The 15,092-nt window shown below is 72.7% G+C and carries 13 protein-coding genes; 9 read left to right on the forward strand and 4 right to left on the reverse strand.

What is annotated here, in order from left to right; genetic code table 11:
- The first annotated feature begins 69 nt into the window (after window positions 1-69).
- The 3 genes from RT2_RS20745 to RT2_RS20755 are packed head-to-tail and all read left to right on the forward strand — an operon-like array spanning window position 70 to window position 3,366.
- A complete protein-coding gene (locus tag RT2_RS20745; protein WP_072846699.1) occupies window positions 70-1,575 on the forward strand; it encodes a DNA-3-methyladenine glycosylase 2 family protein in 1,506 nt (501 codons plus the stop codon).
- Window positions 1,572-2,075, forward strand: coding sequence for a methylated-DNA--[protein]-cysteine S-methyltransferase (locus RT2_RS20750; RefSeq protein WP_072846700.1), 504 nt, complete (start codon window positions 1,572-1,574; stop codon window positions 2,073-2,075). The genes RT2_RS20745 and RT2_RS20750 overlap by 4 nt, the downstream gene beginning before the upstream one ends.
- 34 nt (window positions 2,076-2,109) lie before the next feature.
- A complete protein-coding gene (locus tag RT2_RS20755) occupies window positions 2,110-3,366 on the forward strand; it encodes an AI-2E family transporter (RefSeq protein WP_072846701.1) in 1,257 nt (418 codons plus the stop codon).
- Window positions 3,367-3,410: 44 nt separating this feature from the next.
- Here the strand turns inward: RT2_RS20755 and RT2_RS20760 are convergent, their stop codons facing one another.
- Together RT2_RS20760 and RT2_RS20765 are read right to left on the reverse strand one after the other, a co-directional pair.
- Window positions 3,411-6,392: an AAA family ATPase gene (locus RT2_RS20760; RefSeq protein ID WP_072846702.1), complete on the reverse strand. Its 2,982-nt coding sequence runs from the start codon at window positions 6,390-6,392 to the stop codon at window positions 3,411-3,413.
- Window positions 6,389-7,567 carry an exonuclease SbcCD subunit D gene (locus tag RT2_RS20765; protein ID WP_072846741.1) on the reverse strand — a complete coding sequence of 393 codons (1,179 nt, stop codon included), beginning with the start codon at window positions 7,565-7,567 and terminating at the stop codon, window positions 6,389-6,391. Before RT2_RS20765 ends, RT2_RS20760 begins: the two co-directional genes overlap by 4 nt.
- A gap of 95 nt (window positions 7,568-7,662) precedes the next feature.
- On the opposite strand from RT2_RS20765, the gene RT2_RS20770 reads away from it, so the two are divergent.
- On the forward strand, window positions 7,663-8,832 hold the full coding sequence (locus tag RT2_RS20770) for a DNA recombination protein RmuC (RefSeq protein ID WP_072846703.1): 1,170 nt from the start codon (window positions 7,663-7,665) through the stop codon (window positions 8,830-8,832).
- 59 nt (window positions 8,833-8,891) lie between these two features.
- A complete protein-coding gene (locus RT2_RS20775) occupies window positions 8,892-9,761 on the forward strand; it encodes a DUF6542 domain-containing protein (protein WP_307718222.1) in 870 nt (289 codons plus the stop codon).
- A 24-nt stretch (window positions 9,762-9,785) separates the two neighbouring features.
- On the opposite strand, the gene RT2_RS20780 is transcribed toward RT2_RS20775, so the two are convergent.
- Window positions 9,786-10,799: a 4-hydroxy-3-methylbut-2-enyl diphosphate reductase gene (locus RT2_RS20780; protein WP_072846705.1), complete on the reverse strand. Its 1,014-nt coding sequence runs from the start codon at window positions 10,797-10,799 to the stop codon at window positions 9,786-9,788.
- Window positions 10,800-10,895: 96 nt separating this feature from the next.
- Between RT2_RS20780 and RT2_RS20785 the strand changes: the two genes are divergently transcribed.
- From RT2_RS20785 to RT2_RS20795, 3 genes are read left to right on the forward strand one after another with little or no spacing between them, the layout of a single operon-like run.
- Window positions 10,896-11,507 (forward strand): lipid droplet-associated protein, encoded by a 612-nt coding sequence (locus RT2_RS20785; protein ID WP_072846706.1) that lies wholly within the window; start codon window positions 10,896-10,898, stop codon window positions 11,505-11,507.
- Window positions 11,504-12,790 carry an exodeoxyribonuclease VII large subunit gene (xseA, locus tag RT2_RS20790; RefSeq protein WP_072846707.1) on the forward strand — a complete coding sequence of 429 codons (1,287 nt, stop codon included), beginning with the start codon at window positions 11,504-11,506 and terminating at the stop codon, window positions 12,788-12,790. The genes RT2_RS20785 and xseA overlap by 4 nt, the downstream gene beginning before the upstream one ends.
- Window positions 12,787-13,005: an exodeoxyribonuclease VII small subunit gene (locus tag RT2_RS20795; protein WP_072846708.1), complete on the forward strand. Its 219-nt coding sequence runs from the start codon at window positions 12,787-12,789 to the stop codon at window positions 13,003-13,005. The genes xseA and RT2_RS20795 overlap by 4 nt, the downstream gene beginning before the upstream one ends.
- 46 nt (window positions 13,006-13,051) lie before the next feature.
- Here the strand turns inward: RT2_RS20795 and RT2_RS20800 are convergent, their stop codons facing one another.
- A complete protein-coding gene (locus RT2_RS20800) occupies window positions 13,052-13,621 on the reverse strand; it encodes a DUF4245 domain-containing protein (protein ID WP_072846742.1) in 570 nt (189 codons plus the stop codon).
- Window positions 13,622-13,720: 99 nt separating this feature from the next.
- Here RT2_RS20800 and RT2_RS20805 point away from each other — a divergent pair, with 99 nt between their 5' ends.
- Entirely contained in the window at window positions 13,721-14,986 is a 1,266-nt protein-coding gene (locus tag RT2_RS20805) for a hypothetical protein (protein WP_072846743.1), read from the forward strand.
- Window positions 14,987-15,092: the final 106 nt, after the last annotated feature.

Consider the following 15,092-nt stretch of genomic DNA (forward strand, 5'->3'; position numbering starts at 1 on the left):
GACCTCGACGACACGGTGATGTCCGATTCCCGCTAGCGTCGAGCCGGGCGCGGCTGCCACAGTGGTCGTGTGACCGCACCACACCTCGACTTCGAGCGCTGCTACCGCGCGGTGTCCGCCCGCGACGCCCGCTTCGACGGGCAGTTCATCACCGCGGTGCGCACCACCGGCATCTACTGCCGGCCGTCCTGCCCTGCGATCACCCCGAAACCCGGCAACGTCACCTTCCTGCCCACCGCGGCCGCCGCCCAGCAGGCCGGTTACCGGGCCTGTCGACGCTGCCTGCCCGACGCCGCACCCGGTTCGCCGCTGTGGAATGTCCGCTCCGACCTGGCCGCCCGGGCGATGCGCCTGATCTCCGACGGCGCCGTCGAACGCGGCGGGGTGGCCGCGTTGTCCGCCTCGCTCGGGTACTCCACGCGTCAGCTCACCCGCACGCTGACCAGCGAACTCGGCGCCGGACCGCTCGCCCTCGCCCGGGCGCACCGGGCCCACACCGCGCGGCTGCTGATCCAGACCACCGCCATGCCGATGTCCGACGTCGCATTCGCGGCGGGCTTCTCGAGCATCCGGCAGTTCAACGACACGGTCCGCGAGGTCTTCGCCGCGACGCCGTCGGCGATGCGTGCCGAGGCTGCACGACGGACCGACGGTGCCGGACCGACGGCGGGCACCGTCCGACTGCGGCTGCCCTACCGGGAACCGCTGGATGCGGGCTGGCTGACCTGGCAGTTGTCCGCGCACGCCGTCGACGGCCTGGAACTGTTCGCCGCGGGCGAGTACCGCCGGACGCTGCGCCTGCCGCACGGCACCGGGGTCGCCGCCGTCCGGATCAACCCCATTCATCAAAATCACTTCGGCCACGTCCTGACCGACCTGACCCTGCAGGACATGCGCGACCTCGCGCCCGCCGTGGCCCGGCTGCGGCACCTGCTCGACCTGGACGCGGACCCCGAGTCCGTCGACGCCGCGTTGCGCGCGGACCCCGCCCTGTCCGAGAGCGTCGACTCCGCGCCCGGGATCCGGGTGCCCGGCAGCATCGACGCCGAGGAACTGTTGCTGCGCACCATGATCGGTCAGCAGATCTCGCTGGCCGCGGCCGCCACCGCGACCGCGAGGCTGGTGGCACACCTGGGCGAACCGGTCGACGACGCGGCACTCACGCACGGATTCCCCAGCGCCGCAACCATTGCCGCGCGGGGCCACGAGGTGCTGGCCGGACCGGCGCGCCGGATCGACGCCGTGATCGGCGCCGCCGCCGCGCTGGCCGACGGCACCCTCGTCCTGCACGCCGGGCGCACCGCCGCGGACCTGCGCGCGGACCTGATGTCCTACCCCGGGATCGGGCCGTGGACCGCCGACTACGTCGCGATGCGCACGTTGGCCGACCCTGACACCCTGCTCGGCACCGACCTGGTGGTGCGCCGCGGCGCCGCCGCGCTCGGGGTGAACCTGTCCGAGGGCGAGCGCTGGGCGCCGTGGCGCTCGTACGCGTCGATGCACCTGTGGCGTGCCGCACTTTCGCGGCGCGGCGCGATCCCACCCACACTCCCCGACCACGAGGACCAGAGATGACTGCCAACTACGCCACCGTTCCCACCCCTGTCGGCCCCTTCACCGCCGTGGTCGACGCAGACGGCGCGGTGCTCGCCTCCGGCTGGACCGGCGACGCCGAGGAGCTGCGGGCGCTGATCCATCCCAGCCTGCGGCCCGCCGAAATCACCCCGCGAGCCGATCTGGGGGCCGTGACCCGCGCCGTGACCCGCTACCACGACGGCGACCTGGAGGCCGTCGATGCCATTGCGGTGCAACAGCATTCGGGCGAGTTCCTGACGCACGCCTGGGACGTGCTTCGCGACGTGCCCGCCGGCGAGCCGATCACCTACACCGAGTTCGCCGTCCGCTCCGGCCGGCCCGCCGCGGTCCGAGGCGCGGCGGCAGCGTGCGCCCGCAACGCCGCCGCGCTGTTCGTCCCGTGCCACCGCGTGGTGCGGGTCGGCGGCGCGCTCGGAGGCTTCCGGTGGGGATTGCCGACGAAACGCTGGCTCCTCTCCCACGAGGGGTCGGCGCGGTAGATTCGGCCCAAGATCCCGCCAGGAAGGACCGAATGTGAGCGAAACGCCCACCACCGCCGCCCCGAATCCGGCGCGGCGACACTTCGTCGACCGCGGTGACGTGCTCGGCGCGGGCGGCATGTGGCTTGCCAAGTGGTCGCTGTGCCTGGTCGCGATCGCCGCCGGCGCCTGGGTGGTGTGGGCGGCGCTCGGCCAGCTGTGGGTGGTCGTGCTGCCGGTGCTGATGGCCATCGTGGTGTCCACGGTGCTGTGGCCGCCGACCCGGGCGATGACCAGTCGCGGCCTCCCTCCCGCCGCGGCGGCCGGCATCACCCTGGTCGGGTTCATCGCCGTCCTGTCCGGCATCATCGCGCTGATCATCCCCTCGGTGGTCGACCAGGCCCCCGAGCTGGCCAACAAGGCCAGCCAGGGTCTGCGCCAGGTCCAGGAGTGGCTCAAGGGCCCGCCGGTGAACCTGCGCGACGACCAGATCGACTCGGCCGTCCAGGCGATCATCACCAAGCTGCAGTCGAGCGCGCAGTCGATCGCGACGGGCGTGTTCAGCGGCGTCAGCGCGACCGCCTCGATGCTGATCGCCTTGTTCCTGGTGCTGGTCCTGGCCTTCTTCTTCATCAAGGACGGACCGCGGTTCCTGCCGTGGCTGCACGGGGTCAGCGGCGGCCGCGCCGGCCGGCACTTCGAGGCCGTGGCGGTGCGGGTGTGGGACACCCTCGGCGGCTTCATCCGGACCCAGGCCCTCGTCAGTTTCGTCGACGCGTTCTTCATCGGCCTCGGGCTGATCGTGCTCGGAGTGCCGCTGGCACCGGTGCTGGCGGTGCTCACCTTCCTCGGCGGCTTCATCCCGATCGTCGGTGCCTTCGTCGCCGGCGCGCTGGCGGTGCTGGTGGCGCTGGTGGCCAAGGGCTGGACCACCGCCCTGATCGTCCTGATCATCGTGCTGGCGGTGCAGCAGCTCGAGGGCAACGTGCTGCAGCCGGTGCTGCAGAGCCGGAGCATGAACCTGCACGCCGCGATCGTGCTGCTCGCGGTGACCGCGGGATCGTCGCTGTTCGGGATCGTCGGCGCATTCCTGGCCGTCCCGGTGGCCGCCTGCGGCGCGGTGGTGATCCGCTACATCGGCGAACAGGTGGACCGAAAACTCGACGAGCAGGGCGACGACCCGGACGGCGCGCCGCCGGGCCCGAGCGAACCTCGCACGGACGACGCGGAGTCACCGGGCGCGGACGCCGAGTCCCCGGCCGCGGACGCGGGTTCGCCCGCGGAGGACACCGTCCTCCCCGACCCCGTCTGAGCGACCAGCGACTCACCCGGCTGACGCCACGCACGGGCGCGGCGTCAGCCGGCGATCAGTTCGACCGTGGATCCCGTCCGGCCTCGGATCACGTGCAGCCGGCTGGGGATCCGCTGCCTCATCTCGTCGACGTGGCTGACGATGCCGACCACCCGGCCGCCCTCCCGGAGCTCGTCGAGGACGCCCATCACCGATTCGAGGGTGTCGGCGTCGAGTGTGCCGAAGCCCTCGTCGATGAACATCGTGTCCAGCACCAGTCCCCCGGACTCCGCGGCCACGACGTCGGCCAGTCCGAGGGCGAGCGAGAGCGACGCGAGGAACGACTCGCCGCCGGAGAGCGTCTTCGCCGACCGCACCACCCCGGTGTAGTCGTCGCGGATGTCGAGTCCCAGCCCGCCCCGCTTGCGTCCCGTGCCGGCGCCGTCGGCGTGCACGAACTCGTACCGTCCGGCCGACATCCGCCGCAACCGGGTGGACGCCGCCAGCGCGACCTCCTCGAGCCGGGCCGCCAGCACGTAGGACCGCAACGACATCTTGCGCGCGTTCTGCCCACGGCCCTCGATCACGTCGGCCAGCCCGGCCAACTCGTCGTGCCGCGCCTGCGCCGGGGCCAGTGCCTGGACCTCCGCCGCGAGCTGCCCCACCAGCCGGTCGAGGTCCTGCAGCCTGCGCTGCGCGTCTGCGGACACCCCCACCGCGGCCTTCGCCGCGGTCTTCGCCGCCAGGTCCGCGGCCTCGGCCTCCGCGGGATCGACCGGCCCGAGCAAGGCCGCGGCCGCCGTCTCGGGTTCGGCGAGCACCGACTCGACCCGCACCTGCAGGTCCCGCGCGTCCCGCAGCGAGGCCTCCATCTCGGCGATCCGACCGGCCCCTCTGACCGCGTCGACGGCGGCATCCACGGCGGCGAATCCGGCCTCGGCGGCAGCCCCGATCACCTTCTGCGCCAAGGCCTCCGCGGCGTCCTGCGCGGTCCCGGTCGCGGTGCGCTGGTCGCGCAGCCGCGACGCCGCCGAGGCGAGTTCCTCGAGCCGGTCACGGCGAATCCGCGGACTCTCGTCGGTGCCCGTCGCGGCCGTGACACGGGCCCGGATCTGGTCGAGTTGCGTGGCCATGCCGGCGATCTGCGCGTCGAGCGCCGCGGCCTCGGCGCTGACGGCGGCGGCACGCTCCTGCACCCGGCCGGATTCCGACCGCAACTCCGCGAGCCGCGTCGCCGACCCGGGCTCGCCGTCGGCGAGTGACGCGGCGGCGGCATGCCGCTCGGTGGCGTCACGCACCTCGGCCGACAGTTCGTCCGCGTCCCGGTCTCCGCCCCGCTCGATCTGGACCTCGACGGCCAGTTCCACCTTCGTCAGCTGTGCCGACGCGTCGGCGACCGCGTCCGCGCGGTGCTGCTCGGCCGCGCGCGCCGCGTCCTCGTCGGCCTTGGTGACCACCGAGTCCGGCTGGGCGGCGGGCCGCGGGTGCTCGTCGGCCCCGCACACCACGCACGGCTCGCCGTCGACCAGTCCGGCGGCGAGCTCGGCGGCCATCCCGGCCAGCCTGCGCTCACGGACGTCGAGCAGCGCGGTGCGCGCCTGGTGGTGACGGTCCCGGGCCTCGGCGAGATCGCGTGCGGCCGTGGCCTGGGCCCGCCGCTGCACCGCCAGTTCGGTGGCGGCGGCCAGCATCTCGGTGGCCGCGACCCTGGCCCGCTCGAGCGCCGGCACTGTGGCCGCGGCCAGCCGGGCCGCGTCCAGGTCCGCCTCGGCGGCCCGGACCAGTTCCGGCAAGACGTCACGTCGCCGCGCCAGTGTTGCTGCCTCGGAGTCGAGTTCGTCGCGGCTGACCCGGTGGGCACGCATCGAATCCTGCAGGGCGTCGGCGGCGAGCGACTCGGCGATGAGCGCGTCCAGACGTGCCACCTCGCCGGTCCAGTCGCGTACCGCGGACGCGAGCACCTCGCTGTCGGCCGGAGCCGGCGGCCAGGACAGGCGGGCGAGCAGGTCCGCCCCCTCGCCTGCCGCACCGATCTTCGCGGCCAGGTCCGTCATCCGTGTCAGTTCCCCGGCCGCGACGTCGGCCGCGGCCTTCGCCTCGGCACGCAGGGCCGCGACGGGCGCGGCGCGCTGGGCCCGGCCGAGTTCGTCGGCCAGGGCCTCACGGACCGGCGTCGCCTGCTGGTGGGCGGCGAGTTCCGCCCGCGCCTGGGCGGCCCGCTGCTGCAGACGCTGCACCCGTCTGGCCTCGGCGAGCTCGGCGGCGGCGCGGGAGGCGAGCGCCTCCGCGTCGGCCAGTTCCAGCAGCGCGCGGGCCGAGACGTCCGCGGCGTCGGCCTCGAGCTTGCGCGCCCACACCAGGGGCTCCGCGTCCGCGCCCGCCTCGATGCCCGCGGCCGTGGAGACCCGGGCGACCATGAGATCCACCGACTTTCGGCTCGCCTCGAGTTTGGCGGCGCTCTCCCGTCGCCGCGTGACGAACCAGTCCTCGACGGTCCCGAAACGGGAGGTGTCGAAGAGCCGCTCGAGCAGAGTTCCCCGCTCGTCGGTGTCCGCGCGCAGGAACCGCGCGAAATCGCCCTGGGGCAGGAGCACCACCTGGAAGAACTGGTCGGAGCTCATCCCGAGCAGTCGGCCCACGGCCTCGCCGATCTCGTCGAGCCGGGTCAGGTTCTGGCCGTGCCCGTCCAGCCACTCGAGCGTGGCCTTCGCGTTCTCCTTGGTGGTGCCGGTACCGCGCAGCTTCGGTCGCTGGTACTCGGGGCTGCGGGTCAACCGCAGGCGGCGGCCGCCGATGGTGGCCTCGAGCACCACCTTCGGCACCGCACCGGGCGCGGCATGATCGGACAGCAGGCGCTTGCCCTGCTGGCGTGCGCCGGGGACGGTGCCGTACAGCGCGAAGGCCACCGCGTCGAGCACCGTCGTCTTGCCGGCACCGGTCTGGCCGTGCAACAGGAACAGCCCGTCGGCGCCGAGCGCGTCGAAATTCACGGTCGCGGTGTCGCCGAACGGGCCGAACGCCGAGATCTCCAGTTCGTGCAGTCTCATGCGATGTCCTCCGCGGCGACGGCCGCATTCTCCGGTTCCCGGACCGCAAAGCTCAACGCCTGCTCCAGCAGTCGGGTCTCCCCCGAGGTGGGCTCGCTGCGCATGTCGGTCAGGAAACTGGTCGCGATCTGGGCGTCGGTGCGGCCGCGCACCTTCTCCCGGTACCGCAGGTCGGTCACGCCCTCCGGCCGGTTCCACTCGAGGTGCACCATGTGCGGGAAGCGCTCGCGCAGCGTGCGCATGGCGTCCTGCGGACGGACCGGGTCGGTGAGGACCGCAGACACGTAGTCTGCCTCGGCCGCCGCGAACTGGTCCCCGGTGAGCAACTCCTCGACGGTGCCGGTGAGCTGGCTGAGCCCGCGCACCACCGGCAGGTCGTGCCGGACCACCTCGCGCAGTCCGTCCGCGTCGAGGTCGACGATCCACACCGCCTTGCGGTGCGAGCGCTCCCCGAACGAGTACGGCAGCGGGGAACCGGAGTAGCGGACCCGGTCGGTGAGGGTCTGCGGCGAGTGCAGGTGGCCGAGCGCGACGTAGTCGACCCCGTCGAACGACGAGGCGGCGACGGTCTCCACCCCGCCGACCGAGATCGACCTCTCCGAGCCGGTGGACTCGGCACCGACCACGAACGCGTGCGCGAGCAGGACCGCGCGCGGCGGCGTGCCGTCGACGGCGCGGCCGCCCAGCTCCGTCCTGATCCGCGTCATCGCCGCATCGAGGATCGCGGCGTGCGATCGCGCCGACGGCACCCCCAGTTCGGCGCGCGTGGCCTCCGGTTCGAGGTACGGGATCCCGTAGAACGCGACCGGACCGTGCTCGTCCTCGAGCACCACCGGCCGGTCCACCTCCGACACCCGGGTCATCAGGTGCAGTCCGCCCGCCGCCGAGAAGGCCGCACCGGCGCCGAGCCGGGCCGGGGAGTCGTGGTTCCCGGAGGTCGCGACGATCATCGCACCCGCCGCACGGATCGCCTCGAAGCCCTTGTTGCACACGGTGACCGCATCGGCGCTGGGGATGGCCCGGTCGTAGACGTCGCCCGGCACCACCACGACGTCGACGGCGTGCTCGGCGACCAGGCCGGCGACGGCGTCGAGCACCAGTGCCTGGTCGGCCAGCAGGTCCACCCCGTGGAAGGTGCGCCCGATGTGCCAGTCGGAGGTGTGCAGGATTCGCATGCGCCGACCGTAGTTCACCCCACCGACAGGCCCATTGACGTGCACCTCTTCCCGACCGCCGGAGGCATGTCGGTGCCCTCGTGCACTATCTCGGCATGGAACCCGTCACCGGCTTCGGACTCCTCGTCTCGCTCTGCCTCGGCATCGCGGTCGGCTGGCTCTGGCACGCCTCCCGGACCGGCCAGCACGCCGCGCGCGCGGAGGCTCAACTCGCCGCGCTCCGCGACAACGAGAAGTTGCTCCGGCAGTCCCTCGCGTCGGTGAACGAGGACGCGGCCCGACGCACGTCCGGGGCGGTGGGCGAGCAGGTCGCGCACCTGGTCGGGCCGCTGCACGACGCCGTCGACGCCCTGTCCGTGCAGGTGCAGCAGGTCGAGCGCAGCCGGGTGCACGCCTACGCCGGTCTCACCGAGCAGGTCGCCGGGATGCGCCGGGCCTCTCAGTTGCTGACCACCCAGACCGGCCAGCTGGTGACCGCGCTGCGTGCACCCCAGGTCCGGGGTCGGTGGGGCGAGATCCAGCTCGAACGGGTGGTGGAGCTTGCCGGGATGGTCAAGCACTGCGATTTCGAGACCCAGGTGAGTGAGGAGGGCGTGCGGCCGGACCTGGTGGTGCGGCTGGCCGGCGGGAAGAACATCGTGGTGGACGCGAAGGTCCCGTTGGCCGCGTTCCTCGACGCGGCACAGGAGGAGGACGTCTCGACCCGGGACACGCACCTGGTGCGCCATGCCCGACAGCTGCGCACCCACGTGGACCAACTCTCCGCCAAGGCCTACTGGGCGTCGTTCGACCCCACTCCCGAGTTCGTGGTGCTGTTCGTGCCCGGAGACTCGTTCCTCGACGCCGCGCTGACCGCCGACTCCGGACTGCTCGAGCACGCCTTCGCGAAGAATGTGATCCTCGCGACGCCGACCACCCTGGTCGCACTTCTGCGGACCATCGCGCACACCTGGCGACAGGAGACCCTCTCCCGCGAGGCCGACACCATCCACCGACTCGGCCGTGAGCTGTACGGCCGGCTCGGCATCGTCGGAAACCATCTGGACCGGCTCGGTTCGCAGCTCGGCAAGGCGGTCGAGTCGTTCAACCTCACCGCCGCGTCGATGGAGACGCGGGTCGCGGTGACCGCACGCAAGCTTCACGACCTGGAGGTCGGCGACGGCGAAGTACCGGAGGTCAGCCGCATCGATTCCTGGCCACGGACGGTCGGCCTCGCCGATCTCGGGCACGCGCACGGTCCCGCCAACGAGGCGATCGGGTCGTGAACCGCTAGTCTTGTAGGGTGTCAGCAACCCAACGTGCTCGCTCTGGGGTGCCGCTCGATGTGCGGTCAATTCTCCCAACGGTCCCCGGCGTCCCGGCCTGGGGCGCGGTTCTCATCGCGGTGGGCGCCACATTTGTCGGGTTTCTCCTCGACGCCATGCGCGGGACAGAGCTGACGTCGGCGTTCGCGGTCTTCTACTTCCTCGGCTGTGTCGGGGCGGCACTCGCGGTCCGCAGTCGCGGACTGTTCGCCGCCGCCGTCCAGCCGCCGCTGATCCTGGTTGTCGGCGTGCCGCTCGCGTACCAGAGCCTCACCTCCGGCACCGGCGGCGGCATGAAGGACCTGATCTTCAACACCGCCCTCCCGTTGGTCAACCGCTTTCCCCTGATGCTGGTGACGGCGCTCGTCGTCCTCGCGATCGCGGCCGGCCGGCGCTACCTGAACCACCAGGCGCGGCCGCAGCCTGCACGTTCGGCGCGCGGCGCGGCGGAGCCCGCCGCAGCCCCCGCCCGACCGGCGAGCCGGCCCGCGACCGCGCCGCACACCCAGGTCCACGCGCAGTCGGGCCGTCGCACCCGTGGCGGCGAGAACGCCACCGGCGCGCGGCGCCGGGTCGCCGAGCCCCAACTCGACAGCGGTCAGTTCGACCTGACCGATCAGTTCGACCGGGACCGGCGACTGGACATGGAGGGCGATCGACGCTCCTACCGCGCCGCGTCCACCGGCGGATCGCCGCGTGAACCGTTCCGGCCCGCGTCCGCTCCGGTGCCCGCGGCCACGCTCCGGCCGGAACCGGCCACCCGGCAGTACGTCCGTCAGTCGGAACCGGTTGGACACGCGGTCGAGCAGTACACCCAGCCGGCCGACCCCGATGTCCCGGTCCATCCGCTCCCGCAGGTCCGGTACCGCGACCGGCACGACGCTCCGTAGGAGCGCCGCGGCGGCCGGGCCGGGCTAGACGCTCGGCGTCGCGGGCTTCCGCAGTTCGCGCGGCAGCGAGAACACCAGCGTCTCGTTTGCCGTCGTCACGGACTGCACGTCCTGGAAACCGTGTTCGGCGAGCAACTCGATGACCCCACTGACGAGGATCTCCGGCACCGAGGCGCCCGAGGTGATGCCCACCGTCTGCACCCCGTCCAGCCACCCGAGGTCGATCTCGCGGGCATAGTCGACCAAGTAGCTGGCCTTCGCACCGGCGCCCAGCGCGACCTCCACCAGCCGGACCGAGTTCGACGAGTTCCGCGACCCCACCACGATCACCAGATCGCACTCCGGCGCCATCGCCTTCACCGCGACCTGACGATTCTGGGTGGCGTAACAGATGTCGTCGCTCGGCGGGTCCTGCAGCAGCGGGAACTTCTCCCGGAGTCGCGCGACCGTCGCCATCGTCTCGTCGACGCTCAGCGTCGTCTGCGAGAGCCAGATCACCTTCGACTCGTCCCGGACGGTGATCGCCTCCACCGAGTCGGGGCCGTCGACCAGTTGCACGCGCTCGGGCGCCTCACCCGCGGTCCCCTCGACCTCTTCGTGACCCTCGTGCCCGATCAGCAGGATGTCGTAGTCGTCGCGAGCGAACCGCTTGACCTCCTGGTGCACCTTGGTGACCAGCGGGCAGGTGGCGTCGATGGTGTGCAGGCTGCGCTCCGCCGCGGCCTCGTGCACGGCCGGGGACACCCCGTGCGCGGAGAACACCAGGACCGAACCCTCCGGAACCTCGTCGGTCTCGTCGACGAAGATCACGCCCCGCTCGGTCAGCGTCTCGACCACGTGCCGGTTGTGCACGATCTCCTTGCGGACGTAGAGCGGCGCGCCGTGCTTCTCCAGCGCCCGCTCCACCGTCTCGACGGCGCGGTCGACGCCGGCGCAGTACCCACGCGGCTCCGCGAGCAGGATGCGCTTGCCGGTGGTACCCGTCGCGGAAGTACCGGAACGGGCGATACCCAGGTTCAAGGGGACAGCAGAAGACATGCCTCAAGGGTACGGGGGCCACGCGGGTGCGGTCGGATCAGGCGTGGACGGCCCGGTCGGCTACCCATCGGGGCGTCGGTGAGGCAGGCTAGGACCATGATTCGTCCTCCTTTCGCCGCCCGAGTGGCCGCCGGAATCGCCGTCACCGTCGTCGAAGAGGTACAGAAGCTGCCGAGCACGGCGGTCTCGCTGCCGATGACGGCGGTCAGCCAGATGCTGCAGACGACCATGCGGGTCCAGCAGTCGGTCACGGCGCTGGCCATCAAGGGCGACGAGGCGCTGTCGGTGCTGTTCCACACCGACCAGGAGCAGCCGACCTGGGCGACGTTCGACGAGGACGCGGCGCCCACCCCGGCCAACGGCAAGGCGACGGCCACCGGAAACGGTGCCACCTCCGCCAAGCCCGCCAACCAGGGCCGGTTCGAGCTCTACTCGATGCCGGCCGGCACCGACGCCGACCCGGCCGCACCCGCGGCGACGCCGGCATCGCCGAAACCCGAGGCGGGGACCGGCGGTGCGGCCGCCGCGCCGGAGATCGCCGAGTACCTGGACTACGACAACCTCACCCTCGCCCAACTGCGCGCGCGGCTGCGCTCGCTGTCCGTCCCGGAGCTCACCGCACTGCTCGAGTACGAGAACGCCGCCCGGTCCCGGGCCCCGTTCCAGACGATGCTCGGCAACCGGATCACCACCGCCACCGCCAAGTGACTTCCGCCCAGACCAGCCGGCCGGGCGGCCCGCCGTCCGCGCAGACGTCGAACTCGGCCGAGAACCCGTGGCCGGTGCGGTCGGTCTCGACGAAGGTCGCGCAGTGGATCGACCGACTCGGCAGCATCTGGGTCGAGGGTCAGATCACCCAGATCAACGTCCGTCCCGGCACCCGCACCGCGTTCCTGGTGCTGCGCGACGCGTCCGCCGACATGTCGCTGTCGGTGACCTGCTCGCCCACCCTGGTCCGCGACTCCCCCGTCCCGCTGACCGAGGGCAGCCGGGTGGTGATGTTCGGGAAGCTGTCGTACTACACCGGACGCGGCACCATCTCGCTGCGCGTGACCGAGATCCGGGCGGTGGGCATCGGCGAGCTGCTGGCCAGGATCGAGCGCCTGCGTGCCCTCCTGAACGCCGAGGGCCTGTTCGACCCCCGCCTCAAGCGCCCGCTGCCGTTCCTGCCGCGCACCGTCGGGCTGATCACCGGCCGGGCCAGCGCCGCCGAACGCGACGTCCTCAGCGTCGCCGGAACTCGGTGGCCGGCCGTCCGGTTCGAGGTCCGGAACACCGCGGTGCAGGGACCGACCGCGACCGCACAGATCGTGGCGGCGCTCGGCGAACTCGACGAGAACCCCGAGGTCGACGTGATCGTGCTCGCGCGCGGCGGCGGCAGCGTCGAGGACCTGCTGCCGTTCTCCGACGAGACGCTGTGTCGCGCCATCGCCAAGTGCACCACCCCGGTGGTCAGCGCGATCGGCCACGAACCGGACAACCCGCTGTGCGACCACGTCGCCGACGTCCGCGCCGCCACCCCCACCGACGCGGCCAAGCGGGTGGTGCCCGACGCCGGCGCCGAGCAGGCGCTGGTCTCGGAGTTCCGCTCCCGCGGGGCCGCGGCCCTGCGGAACTGGGTGGCCCGCGAGGCGCGCTCGCTCGCGGACCTGCGCAGCCGACCGGTACTGGCCGACCCGTTGGCAGCCGTGGAACGCCGCGCCGAGGACGTCGACCGGCTACGGGCGGCGGGGCGCCGGGACGTCACCCGGCTCCTCGACGGCCAGGCGACGGTCGTCGAGCACCTCGCCGCGCGGCTGACCACGTTGGGGCCGGCGGCGACGCTGGCCCGCGGCTACGCGGTGGTACAGAAGATGGTGCCGGGCGCCGATCCCGAGGTGCTGCGGTTCGTGGACGACGCACCGCCCGGCACCCAGCTGCGGGTACGAGTGGGCGACGGCGCGGTCATCGCGGCCGTCATGGGCCGCGACAAGTCAGGAGAGAAGAAGTGAACGAACCGGTGGCGGAACTCGGCTACGAGGCCGCGCGCGACCAGCTGGCCGAGGTGGTCAAGATGCTCGAGCAGGGCGGGCTGGACCTGGACCACTCGCTGGCGCTGTGGGAGCGGGGCGAGGCCCTGGCCGAGCGTTGCGAGGAACACCTCGCGGGTGCGCGGGCCCGGGTCGAGAAGGCCCTCTCGCACGCCGACGAGTCCGGGTCCGACTAGTCCCGCAACGCCGGCCGAGTCCCGGCCGGCCGGTGCGACGGGCGCGTCAGGGAACGATGGGCTGCGCCGCACCGACCGCGTCGGCGAGCGTGGTGAACTCCTCCGTCGACCCGCTGCCGGTGAGCAGGACGCGCACGTCGCCGAGGTCGGTGACCCAGATCTGCTCGCTGCCCTCCTGGGGGTAGAGCGTCCACGATTCTGCGCCGACCTGCTCCGCGCCGGACGGGCTGCGGTTGTCGCCGGCCACCCACGGCACCAGCGTCTCCTCGCTCGCCGAGCTCTGGGTCAGCTGCACGAAGCGACCCTTGTCGGTGATGAAGCCGACGGTGCTGACGTCGCCGCCGTGATCGCCCGCGACGGTGCCGCGGCTGCCGGAGTTCGGCTGCCAGCCCTCGGGCACGCCCGGGTTGCGGATCGGGAACCCGAGGTCGCGGGCGTCGTACTTGAGCACCGCGTCGATGTCGACGTGCGGCACCTGACCCGGCGTCGGTCCGCCGGGGCTGAGCGTGCACTGGCTCGCGATACCCGCGATGACCAGACAGATCAGCACCAACGGCAGCATCGAGAGCAGCATGTCGCGGTTGTTGTGCAGAATTCGGGGTTTGTCGGCGGCCACGGGCACCAGTATCCCAGTAGCCCGCGGTCGCGCTCGTGCCGGTTCCCGTGTGCGGCGAATCCGGTACCGGCAGTCACATACATGTTGTTCAATCGCAGCATGAGTGCGACCGAGACCTCCCGCCCGTCCCGTCGCGCCCGCTGGCGGCGACGAACAGTCGTCGCGCTGCTCGGTGTCGCTGCGGTGGCCACCACGACCACCGCCACGGCCACCGGCGCCCCGGCCGGCTACGCCGGCCTCCTCGACCTGGTGCCCGCCAACTCGGACGCCGAGCTCGCCGGCGGCCTCGACCCCCGCCTGCCCACCGACCCCGGGGCGCTCGACGCGGCCCTGAGTGCGGCCCGCGCCGACGGCGTCCCGCCGACCCGCTACGCCGCGCTGCTGCACCAGTACTGGCTCGCCCGCGGCACCGCGGCATCGGGCATCGACCTGGCCGGCTGGGACCCGAACGCGGGCTTCGCCGCGAACGCCGGCCTGGTCGAGCGGGTGTACTCGAACTACGGTCGCTACCAGCGTGAACGCGGCGAACTGAACTGGGCGGGCATGGCAGGCATGGCGGGCGCGTCCTTCGCCGCCGGCTTCTGGGACCTCGACATGGGCCGCGACCTGGTCTCCGTCGACGCCGTCCACACCCTCGGGACCGCCGTCGCCGGAGCCGTCGCGTCGCTGCCCGCCGACGCAGCGGCAGCGCTTCCCGCGGACGTGCGGGCCCTCGCCGCGCTGGGCCCGGCCACCACGACGGCGGACCTGGACTGGTACCAGAAGCGCCTACTGATCATGCAGAAGCACATCTACTTCGACATGGTGCCCATGCACGAGGCCTACCTGGAGGCGGGCCGCCCGGCCGTCGAGGAACTCGGCGCGGCGGGCCTGCTCGACGACAACGCCCGGGCCGCGTGGGACGCGATCTTCTCGGGCACCCCCGCCGGCCTCGCCGATGCCACGCTGCGGATGGCCGACCGGGAGCAGAACCAGATCGTCGCCGACCAGTGGGACGCCACGGCCGCGGGCCGCGACGGCGTCGGCCGGGTGCTGGCCTACGTCACCACCGTGGCCGCGCAGCCCGCGATCCCGGGCGCGCAGGCGCCGGGGGTGGTCTCCCCCCTGTCGGTGACCGGTGCCGGCTTCCGGCTGCAGGCCCCGCTCCCCGGCTTCAACTGGGCCGACCGCGCCCCGCGGTGGCAGTACATCGCGAGCGACACCGCGGTGGCCTACGCGCGCCTGGTCGCCGACGGCCCGCGGCCGGCGCAGGCGGTGCTGTCGCAGCCGTTCGGCGCCTTCATGGACCGGCAGCGGGTCGTTCGGCGCGCGCCCGAGCTCGCCCGCGACCTGAGCAGCGGCTGGTCACTGACCCGGGAGCCGTAACCCGACGACGAATTGGTCCGACCCGTGATGAGACAATCACGCTTCGAGACCACATTCTCCCCGGAGAAGAAACCTATGCCGACGCCAACAGCGTCGCGTGCAAGGA

Origin of the sequence: Rhodococcus tukisamuensis NBRC 100609 (genome assembly GCF_001894985.1) — a bacterium.
Taxonomy (GTDB): Bacteria; Actinomycetota; Actinomycetes; order Mycobacteriales; family Mycobacteriaceae; genus Rhodococcus_G; species Rhodococcus_G tukisamuensis.

Excerpts from the sequence above, each read along its gene's own strand:
- RT2_RS20750 (WP_072846700.1), top strand. The coding sequence starts at position 1,572 with ATGACTGCCAACTACGCCACCGTTCCCACCCCTGTCGGCCCCTTCACC.
- RT2_RS20760 (WP_072846702.1), bottom strand. The coding sequence starts at position 6,392 with ATGAGACTGCACGAACTGGAGATCTCGGCGTTCGGCCCGTTCGGCGAC.
- RT2_RS20765 (WP_072846741.1), bottom strand. The coding sequence starts at position 7,567 with ATGCGAATCCTGCACACCTCCGACTGGCACATCGGGCGCACCTTCCAC.
- RT2_RS20770 (WP_072846703.1), top strand. The coding sequence starts at position 7,663 with ATGGAACCCGTCACCGGCTTCGGACTCCTCGTCTCGCTCTGCCTCGGC.
- RT2_RS20780 (WP_072846705.1), bottom strand. The coding sequence starts at position 10,799 with ATGTCTTCTGCTGTCCCCTTGAACCTGGGTATCGCCCGTTCCGGTACT.
- RT2_RS20785 (WP_072846706.1), top strand. The coding sequence starts at position 10,896 with ATGATTCGTCCTCCTTTCGCCGCCCGAGTGGCCGCCGGAATCGCCGTC.
- RT2_RS20805 (WP_072846743.1), top strand. The coding sequence starts at position 13,721 with ATGAGTGCGACCGAGACCTCCCGCCCGTCCCGTCGCGCCCGCTGGCGG.